This window comes from Dyadobacter endophyticus (genome assembly GCF_014641595.1).
Lineage (GTDB): Bacteria > Bacteroidota > Bacteroidia > Cytophagales > Spirosomataceae > Dyadobacter > Dyadobacter endophyticus.
Map to the genome: position 1 here is coordinate 150,752 of NZ_BMIA01000003.1, position 13,683 is coordinate 164,434.

11 protein-coding genes are annotated in these 13,683 nt (G+C 48.2%); 7 read left to right on the plus strand and 4 right to left on the minus strand.

Annotated elements, in window-relative coordinates:
* Positions 1 to 133: 133 nt before the first annotated feature.
* Complete coding sequence (locus IEY24_RS20435; protein WP_188935527.1) at positions 134 to 637, plus strand: GtrA family protein; 504 nt, start codon at positions 134 to 136, stop codon at positions 635 to 637.
* Positions 638 to 640: 3 nt separating this feature from the next.
* On the opposite strand, the gene IEY24_RS20440 is transcribed toward IEY24_RS20435, so the two are convergent.
* The 4 genes from IEY24_RS20440 to IEY24_RS20455 form a co-directional block, all read right to left on the minus strand.
* Positions 641 to 1,822, minus strand: a complete 1,182-nt coding sequence (locus IEY24_RS20440; protein ID WP_188935529.1) for an acetyl-CoA C-acyltransferase — start codon at positions 1,820 to 1,822, stop codon at positions 641 to 643.
* Positions 1,823 to 1,945: 123 nt separating this feature from the next.
* Positions 1,946 to 2,200 carry a DUF6814 family protein gene (locus IEY24_RS20445; protein WP_188935531.1) on the minus strand — a complete coding sequence of 85 codons (255 nt, stop codon included), beginning with the start codon at positions 2,198 to 2,200 and terminating at the stop codon, positions 1,946 to 1,948.
* Positions 2,201 to 2,241: 41 nt separating this feature from the next.
* On the minus strand, positions 2,242 to 3,777 hold the full coding sequence (locus IEY24_RS20450) for an MFS transporter (RefSeq protein ID WP_188935533.1): 1,536 nt from the start codon (positions 3,775 to 3,777) through the stop codon (positions 2,242 to 2,244).
* 130 nt (positions 3,778 to 3,907) lie between these two features.
* Positions 3,908 to 4,195 carry a hypothetical protein gene (locus tag IEY24_RS20455; protein WP_188935535.1) on the minus strand — a complete coding sequence of 96 codons (288 nt, stop codon included), beginning with the start codon at positions 4,193 to 4,195 and terminating at the stop codon, positions 3,908 to 3,910.
* A gap of 290 nt (positions 4,196 to 4,485) precedes the next feature.
* Here IEY24_RS20455 and IEY24_RS20460 point away from each other — a divergent pair, with 290 nt between their 5' ends.
* The 6 genes from IEY24_RS20460 (at position 4,486) to IEY24_RS20485 (ending at position 13,501) form a co-directional block, all read left to right on the plus strand.
* A complete protein-coding gene (locus tag IEY24_RS20460; protein ID WP_188935537.1) occupies positions 4,486 to 5,223 on the plus strand; it encodes a carbohydrate-binding family 9-like protein in 738 nt (245 codons plus the stop codon).
* Positions 5,224 to 5,258: 35 nt separating this feature from the next.
* Complete coding sequence (locus IEY24_RS20465; RefSeq protein WP_229222782.1) at positions 5,259 to 6,362, plus strand: lactonase family protein; 1,104 nt, start codon at positions 5,259 to 5,261, stop codon at positions 6,360 to 6,362.
* 300 nt (positions 6,363 to 6,662) lie between these two features.
* Positions 6,663 to 7,205: an RNA polymerase sigma factor gene (locus tag IEY24_RS20470; protein ID WP_188935539.1), complete on the plus strand. Its 543-nt coding sequence runs from the start codon at positions 6,663 to 6,665 to the stop codon at positions 7,203 to 7,205.
* 69 nt (positions 7,206 to 7,274) lie between these two features.
* Positions 7,275 to 8,312, plus strand: coding sequence for a FecR family protein (locus IEY24_RS20475; protein WP_188935541.1), 1,038 nt, complete (start codon positions 7,275 to 7,277; stop codon positions 8,310 to 8,312).
* A gap of 129 nt (positions 8,313 to 8,441) precedes the next feature.
* Positions 8,442 to 11,912 carry a SusC/RagA family TonB-linked outer membrane protein gene (locus tag IEY24_RS20480; protein ID WP_188935543.1) on the plus strand — a complete coding sequence of 1,157 codons (3,471 nt, stop codon included), beginning with the start codon at positions 8,442 to 8,444 and terminating at the stop codon, positions 11,910 to 11,912.
* Positions 11,913 to 11,926: 14 nt separating this feature from the next.
* Entirely contained in the window at positions 11,927 to 13,501 is a 1,575-nt protein-coding gene (locus tag IEY24_RS20485) for a SusD/RagB family nutrient-binding outer membrane lipoprotein (protein WP_188935545.1), read from the plus strand.
* The last annotated feature ends 182 nt before the right edge of the window (positions 13,502 to 13,683 follow it).

The following is a 13,683-nucleotide window of genomic DNA, read 5'->3' on the forward strand; positions in this document are numbered from 1 at the left end:
TGACTTAAAATGACCCCTGCTTCTCAAAAGTCCATTTACTCGAAATCGGGGGTGCTGTTTTGTTTCCAGACCATTTTCTTTCTAATATTGGGGCCTCAATCAGGTACGCCGTTCCAATCAAACTAACACACCAGTGACCCAAATCAAGCAGAACAAGATCTTCAATCCCAAAGATATCATAGCCTATTTTGTTGTTGCGGGTACCGGTGCTTTGATCCAGTTAGTTTCCAGTAGTCTTATTCAGGATTGGTTTAATATCTCGTGGAGCGATTCCATTGTTCCTTCCTACATCATAGGTTTTTTCTGGGGGTTCACCCTCACCAAACTTTTCGCTTTCGACGCGCGCAAGAGCAACCAGACGCGCCGCGAAATGGTAAAATTCCTCATGGTATCCATGGTTTCCCTTTTCATTACCTGGGCGTTCACCATCGGATCTTCGAAAGTACTTGTCGATTACCTGGGCATGGAGGTTTATAAAGTGAAGTTCTCCTTCGCCAAAAAGGAAGTGAATGTGACCGAAATGGTTTGTTATGTCATCGGGATGGGGTTCAGCTTTATCAGCAACTACATTCTGCACAAAACCTTCACTTTCAAAAGCACCGGCTTTTACAATCGACTGAAAGTCCTGATCCGCTGACCGTTACAGCCTTTCGACAATCATAGCAGAAGCTCCTCCCCCGCCGTTGCAAATGGCAGCAAGGCCGTATTTGCCATTATTTTTCTCTAAAACGGATAGCAATGTCGTGATAATGCGCGCGCCGGACGCTCCCAGCGGATGCCCGAGCGACACCGCGCCACCGAAAACATTCACCTTCTCCACATCCAGGTTCAACGCCTGAATATAGGCCAATGCGACTACCGCAAATGCTTCATTTACTTCGAAATAGTCGATGTCTGAAATTTTCAATCCGGCTTTTTTCAACACTTTTTCCGTTGCCAGCACAGGGGTAGTCGTAAACCATGCAGGCTCCTGCTCAGCGTCCGCATAGGCGACAATGCGTGCGATGGGTTTCAGCTTTCGGGCATTCACCGCATTGCCGCCAGCCAGCACCAGCGCAGCACCGCTGTCATTGATCGTCGAAGCATTGGCCGCGGTAACTGTTCCATCCTTGGAGAAAACGGGTTTCAGTGTCGGTATTTTTTCAAATTTAACGCGCTTGTATTCTTCGTCTTCACGCACCGTGGTTATCTCGCCTTTGGCCGACGTGATTTCAACAGCTACGATTTCACTATCGAACGAGCCATTCACTGTCGCCTCCGCTGAGCGCTGATAGGATCGGATCGCGTATTCGTCCTGCGCTTCCCGCGAAATGTTGTATTTCAAGGCTGTCTTATCCCCGCAAACGCCCATACCGATCTGGTCATAAACATCCGTGAGCCCGTCTTTTAGCAACCCGTCGACAATCTCACCATGGCCGTAGGCATAGCCATTACGTGCTTTTGGTAAATAATAAGGAATTTGGGACATATTTTCCATTCCTCCGGCTACGACAATTTCCGCGTCGCCCAGCTGAATCGCCTGCGCGCCCAAAGCCGTTGCCTTCATCCCTGAGGCACAAACCTTGTTCACCGTCGTACAAATCACCGAAACAGGCAGTCCTGCATAAATAGCAGCCTGCCGCGCCGGCGCCTGACCAAGGTTAGCGGAAACAACATTGCCCATAAGCACCTCGTCTACCGAAGCGGGATCGATACCAGATTTAGAAATTGCGCCTTGAATGGCAGTCGCACCGAGCTTTGCGGCATGCACAGAAGAAAGTACCCCGCCAAAACTGCCGATAGGCGTACGTGCGGCGGAGAGGATGAAGGTGTCGGTTTGCATGATGAATGAGTGAATGAATGATTGAATGTATGGATGTTTCCGGTGAGTAACTATCCACTCACGTTCAATATTAACAATAACAAAAGAAACTATTCACTCATTCACTCATTCAAAATTAGCCCCTCATGACAACTCTTCCGAACTCTCCGGCAAATGATCATACTCACCTTTCCAGGCGTAGTAGCCGAAAATCACCAGCCCGGTGCAGATTGGAATGAAAATGAGGATGATGATCGACCATTGCAGGATCGTATTCGTTCGGGCGATGCCTTCCGAAGCGGCGGCAATTTTATCGGCTGCCTGCATGAAGAGGAATATAATGATAGCCGGACCGAGTACGATCCAGAGAAGTCCTAGTATTTTTTTTAAACCACTCATTTTGTATTGGTTATATAAATGTCAAATGCCTTTTAAAAGAGCTAATCCATCACATTGTCACCGCGGCGGTTATCGATGTAAACCGCTCCGATTACGAACGACAATGCTGCTATTCCGATGGGGTACCAAAGCCCCGAAAGCGGCGTAGAACCTTGGAATGAGGCGATTAATGTAGCAATGAACGGTACCAATCCCCCGAAAACGCCGTTCCCGATGTGGTAAGGCAGCGACATGGAGGTATAGCGGATCTGCGTCGGGAAAAGCTCAACAAGGAATGCGGCGATCGGGCCGTAAACCATCGTTACGAGGAGTATCTGGAAGAATACAAGTGCAATCACCATGATGTACGATTGCGTGGAAAGCGTCACGTCCTTGATCACCGTTTGTACACCAGGAACCTCGGCCAGCACGTCTTCGGTGGTAACCTCAACCTTCGATTCTTTGAAAGTCATGCCGTTTGTGAGGGTTTTTGTGACGGTGGTGGTGATCAGGGAGTCTGCCTTGTTGGGTACCAGCGCGCGCTCGATGACCGGCTCCGATTCGCTCAGGAGCATGGTTTTCTGCATTTCTTTCACGTTCGTGGCATCCAGAAAGTATTGGTAAATCGGCCGGTAGCAGATCACCCCGAGCGCCATACCGGTCAGCATGATCCATTTGCGGCCCACTTTATCACTCCACGAACCAAAAATCACAAAAAACGGCGTCGCGAAAACGATCGCCCACAGCAGAATGTACCGCGATTCGTTGAAGTCGAGCTTGCAGGTATTTTCGAGAAAAGATTGCGCGTAAAACTGCCCGGTGTACCATACTACACCCTGCCCCATTGTGGCACCAAATAATGCTACAAGCACCATCTTGAAATTCGCCTTCTTTTGAAAACTTTCTTTCAAAGGGTTAGCGGAGACTTTCCCTTCGGCTTTCAGTTTGGAGAAAACCGGCGACTCATGCATCTTCATCCGGATATAAATAGACACGACCACGAGCAGTATCGATACCAGGAACGGAATGCGCCAGCCCCAGTCGGCAAAGTTTTTTGCGCCCAAAATGTTTTTAGCCAGGACAATCACCCCTAATGAAAGGAACAAGCCCAGCGTAGCGGTCGTCTGGATCCAGCTGGTAAAGAAGCCCCGTTTACCTACGGGCGCGTGCTCGGCTACATAGGTGGCCGCGCCCCCGTATTCGCCCCCGAGCGCCAGCCCCTGCACCAGGCGAAGGATTAGCACGAGAATGGGTGCGGCATAGCCAATGCTGGAATAGGAAGGAATAAGGCCGATCAGGAATGTGGAACCGCCCATCAGCACGAGGGTCAGCAGAAATGTATATTTCCGGCCGATAAGGTCACCCAGGCGGCCAAATACCAAAGCGCCAAAAGGCCGCACAATGAAACCCGCAGCAAAGATCGCGAGTGTGTTGATCAGCGCAGAGGCACCGGCATCGCTCGGGAAGAGCTGTTGGCCGATAATGACCGCCAGGCTGCCGAAAATGTAGAAATCATACCATTCAATTAATGTACCTAAGGAAGAAGCAGCGATTACCTGCGTAATGCTTTGTGTAACATTGGATTCGGTGGAACGCATGGATTAGGAAAGGTGAGGAATTGAACAATTTAGGTGAATAAGTCACAACCCGCATTTCATTACTCATAAGTTCCACATAAAAACGCCCCTGGAAATGATCCAGAGGCAGGTATTAATTCTTAAATGGTTCTCAAAAATCGTCGTCATCATCGTCGAAATCGTCGAGTCTCCTAAGGAGTTCGTCACCGTCTTCGATAACTATTTCGCGATCATCTATATCTTCATCAAACTCGTCGATGACCTTTTCATCGCCGGTTTCCTCATCCAAATCCTCATCTTCGTCGTCATCATCTCCATAAGGATCTTGCGCTACCGGACGGGTCTTTTTTGTGCTCCCTTGGTAGTCAGGGAAAACAGCTGGTTCTAAAATCGCCTCGCTGATGTCAGCAAAGGCCAGTTCTCCACTTTCGCGTATCATGACAGTTTTTTGTTAAATGTTTTCAATGTTAAAAACGTACGACCTAAATTATTAAAATATTCCGCTACCATATCTTCTTTCCTGCCGAAAGATTTCATCAATAATTGACACTACAAAAATAATGATTTGGTAAAATGTAAAAACCTCTTGAAATTGCCAGCCAGAAAAAAAATCATCGCCTGTTGCACCGGAATACCTGCATCGCCGGGTAATTATCAGCACATCTGACTGCAAATGAACACACTTGGCAACACCTGAACCTGTTTTCCAATCCTAACCCTTTTTAATGAATGTTGAAAAAATTTGTTCTCATGGGACTGCTCGCATGCGGCCTCATGTACGGTGGACATGCCGCTGAGGTTATTCCCGACTCTTCCCTGACCGTCAGGAAAACGACCGACTTCCAAGTTAACGGCGAAGGCACCGCACCCAACTGGTCGGCCGCTCAATGGTTCAACCTCACCGTCCAGAAGGGCCCCAACCAGCCGGCGCCCGGCAAACAGCTCCCTACCCGCGTCAAAATCCTCTACTCCGACAAGGGGATGTACTTCCTCTTCGACTGCACCGACCAGAAACTGACCTCGACCATTATGGAGGACTTCGGCGCGCTGTTCAAGGAGGATGTGGTAGAAGTATTCCTCTGGCCCGACACTTCGGTGCCCATTTACCTCGAATACGAAGTTTCGCCGCTGAACTACGAGCTGGCGATCCTTGTCCCGAACATCAAAGGCCGTGCACAAGGCTGGAAACCCTGGCATTACACGGATCGCAACCGGGTACAGCACGAAACCAGCGCGCAAGGTGGGCAAAAGAAGAGCATGGCGGCCGTAGAAGGCTGGAAAGCGGAATTCTTCATTCCTTTCGCATTAATGAACCCAATTGCCAATGCAGCCCCCAAGCCCGGCGACAAATGGCGCGGCAATTTCTACCGCATCGACTACGACAGTGAAACAGCTTATTATTCCTGGCAAAAAACCGGTGGCAGCTTCCACGAATTCAATAAGTTCGGCACGTTGGTGTTTGAATAAAGGCATTATAATCTATCTCAACCTTTTCCCGAATCATGAAACGAACCATTCTTTCATTCATCCTTTTATTGTCGGCTATGACAGCTTTTGCACAGAAACCCAAAAAGGAAATACTGTACCTCGGTACCTATACGCAAAAGGGTGAGGGCATTTATGTCTACGAATTCGACCGCAGTGACTATTCTTTCAAAGAGTTGCAGGTATTGACGAGCAAAACAAGCCCTTCTTTCCTCGAATTTCACCCCAATAAAAAGTACCTCTACGCCGCTAATGAGGGCAATAGCACTGTTTCGGCCTACGCGATCGACCAGACTTCCGGCAAACTCACCGCATTGAACTCGCAGCCGTCGCAAGGCCGTGGCCCCTGCCATGTCAGTGTTGATCCAAAGGGCCGTTTCATTTATTTATCGAACTACGGAAGTGGTGACCTGGCCGTGTACAAGCTCAACCAGGACGGCAGCATCGGCGCATTGGCGGACACTATTCAGGACAAAGGCCGCCCCGACCAAAAGCCGCATATGCACTCCATTATCCCCTCTGCGGACGGCAAGTACATCTACGCTTCGGATTTGGGCATCGACAAAATCATGGTTTACTCCGTTGATCCACAGACCGGCAAACTAACGCCTGGCTCCGTTCCCTATGCAGAGGTAAAAGCCGGTGATGGTCCACGCCATTTCGCGATCCACCCGAACGGCAACTTCGGTTATTCTGCCTGTGAGCTGGCTTCGGTGGTCAATTCTTTCAAGATCGTGAAAGGAAGCGGTGCATTGGTGCCGTTCGAGCGGGTAACTATGCTGCCGTCGGATTTTACGGGTAAAAGCTACGCCGCCGACATCCATTTCTCGCCGGACGGAAAATTCCTCTACGCTTCCAACCGCGGCCACGAAAGTCTGGCCATTTACGCGGTAGACGCCAAAACCGGGAAGCTGACCGTCGCAGGCCACGCGGATACGCACGGCAAGCATCCGCGCAACTTCCTGATCGACGCCAAAGGTGAATTTGCCATCGTGACCAACCGTGACAATGACAATGCGGTCTTCTTCAAACGCGACGCCGCTACCGGCCAATTGACTTATACCGGGAAAGAGATCAGCACCCCCACACCCGTATGCGTGAAACAGCTGTTCCTGAATTGATTATTATCCCCTGATACCCTTGATGGAAATGGGTGCGGATGGCTGAAAAAACAATATGGAAGAATATTTTCAGCGATTTGTGCTTATTTCCATCAACTTTTTTAATTTTAGAATTCTTAATGCTATTCTTCGTTATTATTTAAAATACACCAAAGAAAATATTACTATTTTAATGTCTGGCACAAAAATTGACTTGTACAGATTCTAAATAAGGTAATAATAGCCGATCACTCCGGACGCCCCGACAAGGTCATTGAATAAAGTTTTGGAATTACCTGATACCCAATTTAGCCACAGTTTATGATGAACGGCCAGGATGATTTGCTTCTTATTTCCCTGATCAAGCAAGGAGATAACCGGGCGCTGGATTGCCTCTTCCGGAAATACTATTACTCGCTATGCCGTTTTGCCACCTACCTCAACAACCGTAAGGACCTCGCCGAGGAGATTGTAGCTGATGTCTTTTTCAGGATCTGGGACAAACGGGACAGCCTGACGGTCGAAAAGAATGTACGCTCCTACCTCTTCACTGCCACGCGGCACACCTGCATTAACTACATGAAGCAGGAAAAATACGTCATGGAAGAGCTCAGCGACGATATGATCGAAGAAACGCCCGGCCCGGACGACGAACTGATGTACCACGAGTTCGAAAGCCGCATTACTGACCTTATCAATTACCTCCCGCAAAAGAGAAAGGCGATCTTCCAGCTCAACCGCTTCGAAGGCTTTACCTACAACGAAATCGCCGAAATCCTCTCTCTTTCCGCCAAAACAGTAGAAAACCAAATGGGTAAGGCCATTAAACAACTGAAACTTCTGCAAAAAACTTATCAGATTTAAAAAATATTCTGACGGGATGGGGGTATCCCTATTTTTTATTTGTCCTAACATTAGAAAGCTCTGAATTTGATGTCCGATCACACACCATGGCCCCTTATCGCCAAGTATTTAGCTGGCGAATGCAGCCCGGAAGAAAAGCTGGCTATGGAATGGTGGCTTGAAGAATATGATAACCTGCTGTTGTTCCGGCAGATAGAAGCGGCCTGGAAGCAGGAAAAAGAACCGGAGAACGATCCGGCATTCAACCTGGAAAGCGGGCTTTCGAAGCTGCACGCAAAAATGGCGGAGCAGGAGTACGCGGCCGAAGAAGAAGCACCCGAAAGGCCAAGATTTTTCAAAATCGGCTCCTGGATGGCCGCGGCGAGTATTTTGCTGGCAACGGGGCTGGGTTATCTGGTCGTAAGCAGGCAGCACGATTCGCGAAGCACCGTCGGCGCCGTGATGGAAACCCGCACCAGCGGCACGAAGGACATTGTGAGTATAGAACTGCCTGACGGGACGCAGGTATGGCTCAATAAAAACAGTAAACTCGAATATCCCAAAGAGTTCGACGGTGACGAAAGACAGGTTTATCTGCAAGGAGAAGCGTTTTTCGAAGTGGTACCGAATCCTGAAAAGCCATTTATCGTCAAGAGCGACCGGATCTCGACGCGGGTTTTGGGGACGTCGTTTGATGTTCGTGCTTACAAGGGGGATGAGACAGCCTCTGTCTCCGTGGCGACAGGCAAAGTAGAGGTCAGTAAGGAAATTAAAAAGGGATCCCCTATTCGTATCACGCAGCTTACTCCGCAACAAGAACTGGTGATTAACACAGAAAAGGATGAAACGTATATAGATATCGTCAGCATATTCGACATTGGCGCTTGGCGTAAGGAACAACTTGTTTTTCGGAATAATACATATAGTGAAGTAATCGCCAGGCTTGAAGAACATTACGGTGTGACCATCACCCTGACGGACAAGAATTTAAATGATTGTCGTGTGATGGCTAACTTCAACGAAGGCGCCACATTAAAGGATGTACTGAAACTATTAAGCATTTCGAACTCATTCCGCTATAAGATAGAAGGTACTGAGGTTTCCGTTCGCGGCGGGGCTTGCAGATAAATCAAAAAAGACATATTCCAATTCAGGCCGACGGCCCTTGCGTGTAAACATGCATTTACCGATCAGTATAGCTATGTGCAGTTTTATATAATCCCTCAATTCCTAATTTAACCTTTTCTACCCAATCGTATGAGCAAATTGTTACCAGTACAACAACACCATGTCGCCAACCGGCATTGGAAGCTATTCGTGCTGATGGTCATGATCCTCGCAATCATCGGACCTGCCTTCGCGGTGAATCCAGGCTCAGTGCAAAGCATCGAAGAAGTGAAGATCTCGCTTTACCTTAGAGAGGCCACGCTGCAAAAAGCATTTCTGGCTATCGAGAAGAAAAGTGATTTCAAATTTGTCACAAGCATTGAGCGAATCGACAAAAAGAAACGCATTTCGGTTTCCCTGGAAAACAAAACGGTTAAAGAAGTTCTGGAAACCATATTGTCGGGCACAGGACTTGGTTATACGCAGATCAACAATAATATTGTAATCAACGACAAGCCGGTATCCCATACCACTGTAATCGAAACGACTGTTCCGGCCCCGAATATCAGGGCGCTTGCAAAAGAAGTGAGCGGTACGGTGAAGGACGCCAAAGGAGCGGGTATTCCGGGAACCAACATTCTGGTAAAAGGAACAACGACGGGAACAACCACTGATATAAATGGCAAGTTTTCGATCAATGTGAGCGATGACAATTCGGTCCTCATAGTTTCTTCTATTGGCTATTCCAGCCAAGAAATTACCGTCGGTAGCCGTTCGGTGATCGACGTCGTAATGCTCGACGATATAAAGCAGCTCGGCGAAGTAATTGTAACTGCACTCGGTATCGAGAAGGATGCCAAAAGCATGACTTATGCACAGCAGAATGTCGGCGGTGAGGAACTAACACGCGTAAAGGACCCTAATATGGTGAACTCGCTAGCCGGAAAGGCTGCCGGCGTAGTTATCACAAAGGGAACGGGTGGTCCTGGGTCTTCTTCCAAAGTGCTGCTCCGCGGTAACAAATCCATCACAGGTAACAACCAGCCATTGTATGTGATCGACGGGATTCCGATGAACAGTGCCAACGGAGCCCAGGGAAGCACTTTGTTCGATACCCGTGACGCGGGCGACGCGATTTCAAATCTTAACCCGGAGGATATTGAGAACATTTCGATCCTGAAAGGGGCTTCTGCGGCAGCATTGTATGGTAGTCAAGCCGCAAATGGGGTTATCCTCGTCACCACCAAAAAGGGCCGTAAAGGGCATGCATCGATCAATTTCTCTTCCACCGCCAATTTTGAAAACCCAATTGCATTACCGCAAGTACAAACTTCTTATGGGCAGGGCTACGGCGGTGTGGCCAATACAACGGTAAATGACAGCTGGGGGCCAAAAATCACCAACGGCAGCGACAAGCACCTGAAAGATTTCTTCGAAACCGGCAAAACTTTCGTAAACAGTCTTTCCATCACGAACGGTAACGATATTGGTCAATTCTATGTGTCATATGCGAATACCAAAGCGAACGGTATTGTTCCGGAAAACGATTACAATCGTCATAATGTAAACCTTCGTGGTACCACACAGCTCTTCAACAACAAACTATCACTCGACGCATCGGTCAACTACATCGAGCAGAAGGTCTACAATCGTCCGCAATCAGGTTTTTATTACAGCCCGATTTTCAGCCTTTACCTCTTCCCGACGGGAGATGATTTCTCCAAATACAGCGGTAACAACTTCGAAAAATGGGACCCGGCACGTTTGATGAATGTCCAAAACTGGCCGTACATCAAGAACGAAGCGAGCTCGAACCAAAACCCTTACTGGTTGTCCAAACGCAACCAGACCGACCAGTTCCGAAACCGCACCATTTACGCTTTCTCTGCCAAATGGGCGATCACGGACTGGCTGAACCTTCAAGGACGCACGACTTACGATAAAGTGCAAGATACTTACGAACTGCGCCAGTATGCATCGTCCGACCCGACCCTCGTGGGAAGCAACGGTGGTTACCGCAAGAACCTCACCAACACCGACCAGCTCTATTCCGACATTTTGCTGAGCGGCACCAAGACATTCGGTAAAGACCTGTTCCTTTCTGCGACCCTGGGTTTCAGCAACACGCAGAATACATTTTACGATTTAAATGTGGGGAATAATGGCGCGGCCAATACCCTGTCTTTCCCGAACTACTTTTCAATTTACGCAATGCAAAGCGGGACTGTAGGTGAAGTCTCGAAAGGGTATTTCAATGCGACCGAAAGCTTACAAAAAAGACTATCTCAAGCACTTTTTGGTACAGCTACGGTTGGATATAAGGAAACTTTCTTTCTGGACGTAACTGCACGAAAAGAATGGTCGTCTACGGTTAAGCAGTCCTTTTTCTACCCGTCAGTTGGCCTGTCATACGTGCTAACAGAACACTTGAAGCCAAGCAATATTCTTTCTTTCGCAAAGATTCGCGGCTCCTATGCTGAGGTGGGCAATGCATTACCATTTGGAGTCGCTAATTGGACGCCGCCCTATACGCTTTCTGTTGACGACAATGTCAACGGGCGAACAAACCTTCCTTTCTTTAACGGGAACGACACACTAAACCTTAAACCCGAACGCACACGCTCTTATGAAATCGGAACAGAACTGAGGTTTTTCAAAGATAAACTGAGCGTAAACTTTACTTACTATAATGCTACTACCTACGACCAGGTGTTCCAGATAGTAGCCCCACCGGGATCTGGTGCAACAAATTTCTGGATTAATGGTGGGACTATCCGGAATAAAGGATTTGAGTCGACAATCAGCTATAAAGCTGACCTTGGCGGCGGCGTAAGCTGGACGCCAGGCGTCAACTTTTCGCGAAACATTAACGAAATCAGAGAATTAAGTGACCGACTGACCGCGAACTGGTTTGTATTACAAGCCAGCGGCAGCACCAGGATGCTTCAACTTTTCCTGACTAAACCGGGCATTTCAAATCTTGGTGGACGGAAATACGGCTCGTATGGGGACCTTTTTGGTAAAACCTATCAGCGCGATGAAAATGGCAAGATCAAGTACAACGAAACCACAGGCCTCCCACTCCTTTCAACCGGTGCTGACCAGTACCTGGGCAATGCGAACCCGAAATTCCTGCTTGGATTTAATAACCAGTTCAAGTACAAAAATGCTACCCTCTCGTTCCTGGTAGACGGCCGGTTCGGTGGCAAAATTGCTTCTATGACCGAGCAATGGCTTGACTTCAAAGGCATTTCCAAAAGATCGGGCGATGCGCGTGATGCGGGTGGCGTAAATGTAAATGGCAAAACGATCCCTGCCGAAACCTACTACAACTTTATCTCAGGTAAGGGCGACGTGGCGGCAGCGGCGGAAGAGTATATGTTCAGCGCGACTAATGTGCGTATGCGTGAACTAGCCATCGGCTATACATTCCCCAAGGTATCGAAAGCGATCAAGGACATCAGCGTTTCATTTATCAGCAGAAACCTTTTCTTCTTCTATAAGGACGCGCCCTTCGATCCTGAAGTCAGCATTACCACCGCAAACGCTATGCAGGGAATCGAAGGGTTCAGCATTCCTGCTACCCGTTCATATGGTGTAACCGTTCGTGCAACCTTCTAATAACTATCGTTCTCATGAAACTCTTTATAGAAAAATATAAATTCAGCGTACTGGCCCTCGGATGTTTGCTTTCCGTATCGTCGTGTACAGATTATATGCAAACCCTGAATCAGGACGAAAAGCTGATTACTGATCAGGATCTCGTTCAGGACGCCAACGAAGGTGGCATTTTACTTCCGTTGATGATGAACCGAATTGTAGCGACGACTACGGCGGTTCAAACCCAACAAAATTTGCAAGCCGAGTCCTATGCGGGCTACCTGGAAACCCCCACGCCATTCTTAAATAATGAGAACACAACTACATACTTCATGGTCGATGGGTGGAATAATACTGCGTGGAACACGTCCACTACGAACATTATGGATCAATGGCTGCAAATGTGGAAAAAAGGCTATGAAACGAAGTATCCAGATCTATACGCTATTGCGTTGATCGTCAAAGTGGCAGGCGCTCACAGACTGGTCGATACCTTCGGCCCCTATCCGTATACAAAATACGGTACGTCTGCACAAGTCACTTTCGACTCAGAAGAAGAAGCTTACAATGCATTCTTCTCGGATTTGAATAAGGCAATTACGGCCCTCAAAGCTGCCGAAACGGCTAATCCCAATGCAGACAGAACCCGTTTTGCAAAATGGGACAAATCCTCACTTTCCGGAGAGTACACCAACTGGATCAAACTGGCTAACACATTAAAATTGCGCCTGGCTATCCGTATTTCAAAAGTCAAACCGGAACTCGCCAAGACACAAGCCGAGAGCGCAGTCGCCACAGATGCGGGAGGATTGTTGACCGATATCGGCTTTTCTGTAACCGGAGGCAATGAAAATCCCTATTATACCATGGCCAATGCATGGTCGGACACACGCCTCTCCGCGACGATAGAAACGTTTCTGACTGGTTTCAACGACCCACGTCTTGCAATTTATGCCATACCTGCTACTGATGCATCGGCGGGCGGAAAGATCAAGGGCATTCGTGCTGGCTCAGAAAGGCCCGATAAAAGCCGTTACCAATTTTTCTCACTACCGAATGTAACAACAAGCGCTCCCGTGAAGCAGTTGGATGTGGCAGAAAGCTATTTTCTGAGAGCTGAGGGAGCATTGCGTGGCTGGAATATGGGTGGCACAGCACAGAAGTTTTATGAGGAGGGCGTGCGTGCATCTTTCAAAGCTAATGGCGTAGGTGGTGTAGACGAGTATTTGCTTGGCACAACAACGCAGGCAGCCTACGTCGATCCTAAAAACACCAATAACAACATAGCCGCACAAACTAAAATCACAGTAAAGTGGGACGAGGCCGCGAGCTTCGAGACAAAACTCGAAAAGATCATCACCCAAAAGTGGATCGCATTGTATCCCGAAGGCACGGAAGCGTGGTCGGAGTTCAGAAGAACCGGCTATCCGAAGCTGTACCCGGTTGCCGTAACTAAAAATCCGGATCTACCTGCGGGGACATTCATTAAAAGATTGACTTATCCGTCAGTAGTGACCAATTCGGGTGGCGACGCAGTCAAGGCAGCCGTAGCAGCGTACCTTGGCGGAAAAGACAGCGCAGCGACCCCGATCTGGTGGGATGTAGATTAATGTTGGACGAGTAGTAAGCAGTGCCTTCCGGCAAATAATTCCGGAGGGCACTTTCACGATCCACTAATCGGAATAAAAAGGCATTGAAACGGGCATTGACCAAAGTATATTTTTTTAAATTCTGATTATTAAAAAAATTATCTTACCAAACGGAGTATTGAGGCCTATAAAATGCATCCTTG

Bases quoted from the DNA above. Each gene is read 5' to 3' on its own strand.
- IEY24_RS20440 (WP_188935529.1), bottom strand. From the start codon at position 1,822: ATGCAAACCGACACCTTCATCCTCTCCGCCGCACGTACGCCTATCGGC.
- IEY24_RS20445 (WP_188935531.1), bottom strand. From the start codon at position 2,200: ATGAGTGGTTTAAAAAAAATACTAGGACTTCTCTGGATCGTACTCGGT.
- IEY24_RS20450 (WP_188935533.1), bottom strand. From the start codon at position 3,777: ATGCGTTCCACCGAATCCAATGTTACACAAAGCATTACGCAGGTAATC.
- IEY24_RS20455 (WP_188935535.1), bottom strand. From the start codon at position 4,195: ATGATACGCGAAAGTGGAGAACTGGCCTTTGCTGACATCAGCGAGGCG.
- IEY24_RS20460 (WP_188935537.1), top strand. From the start codon at position 4,486: ATGTTGAAAAAATTTGTTCTCATGGGACTGCTCGCATGCGGCCTCATG.
- IEY24_RS20465 (WP_229222782.1), top strand. From the start codon at position 5,259: ATGAAACGAACCATTCTTTCATTCATCCTTTTATTGTCGGCTATGACA.
- IEY24_RS20470 (WP_188935539.1), top strand. From the start codon at position 6,663: ATGATGAACGGCCAGGATGATTTGCTTCTTATTTCCCTGATCAAGCAA.
- IEY24_RS20475 (WP_188935541.1), top strand. From the start codon at position 7,275: ATGTCCGATCACACACCATGGCCCCTTATCGCCAAGTATTTAGCTGGC.
- IEY24_RS20480 (WP_188935543.1), top strand. From the start codon at position 8,442: ATGAGCAAATTGTTACCAGTACAACAACACCATGTCGCCAACCGGCAT.
- IEY24_RS20485 (WP_188935545.1), top strand. From the start codon at position 11,927: ATGAAACTCTTTATAGAAAAATATAAATTCAGCGTACTGGCCCTCGGA.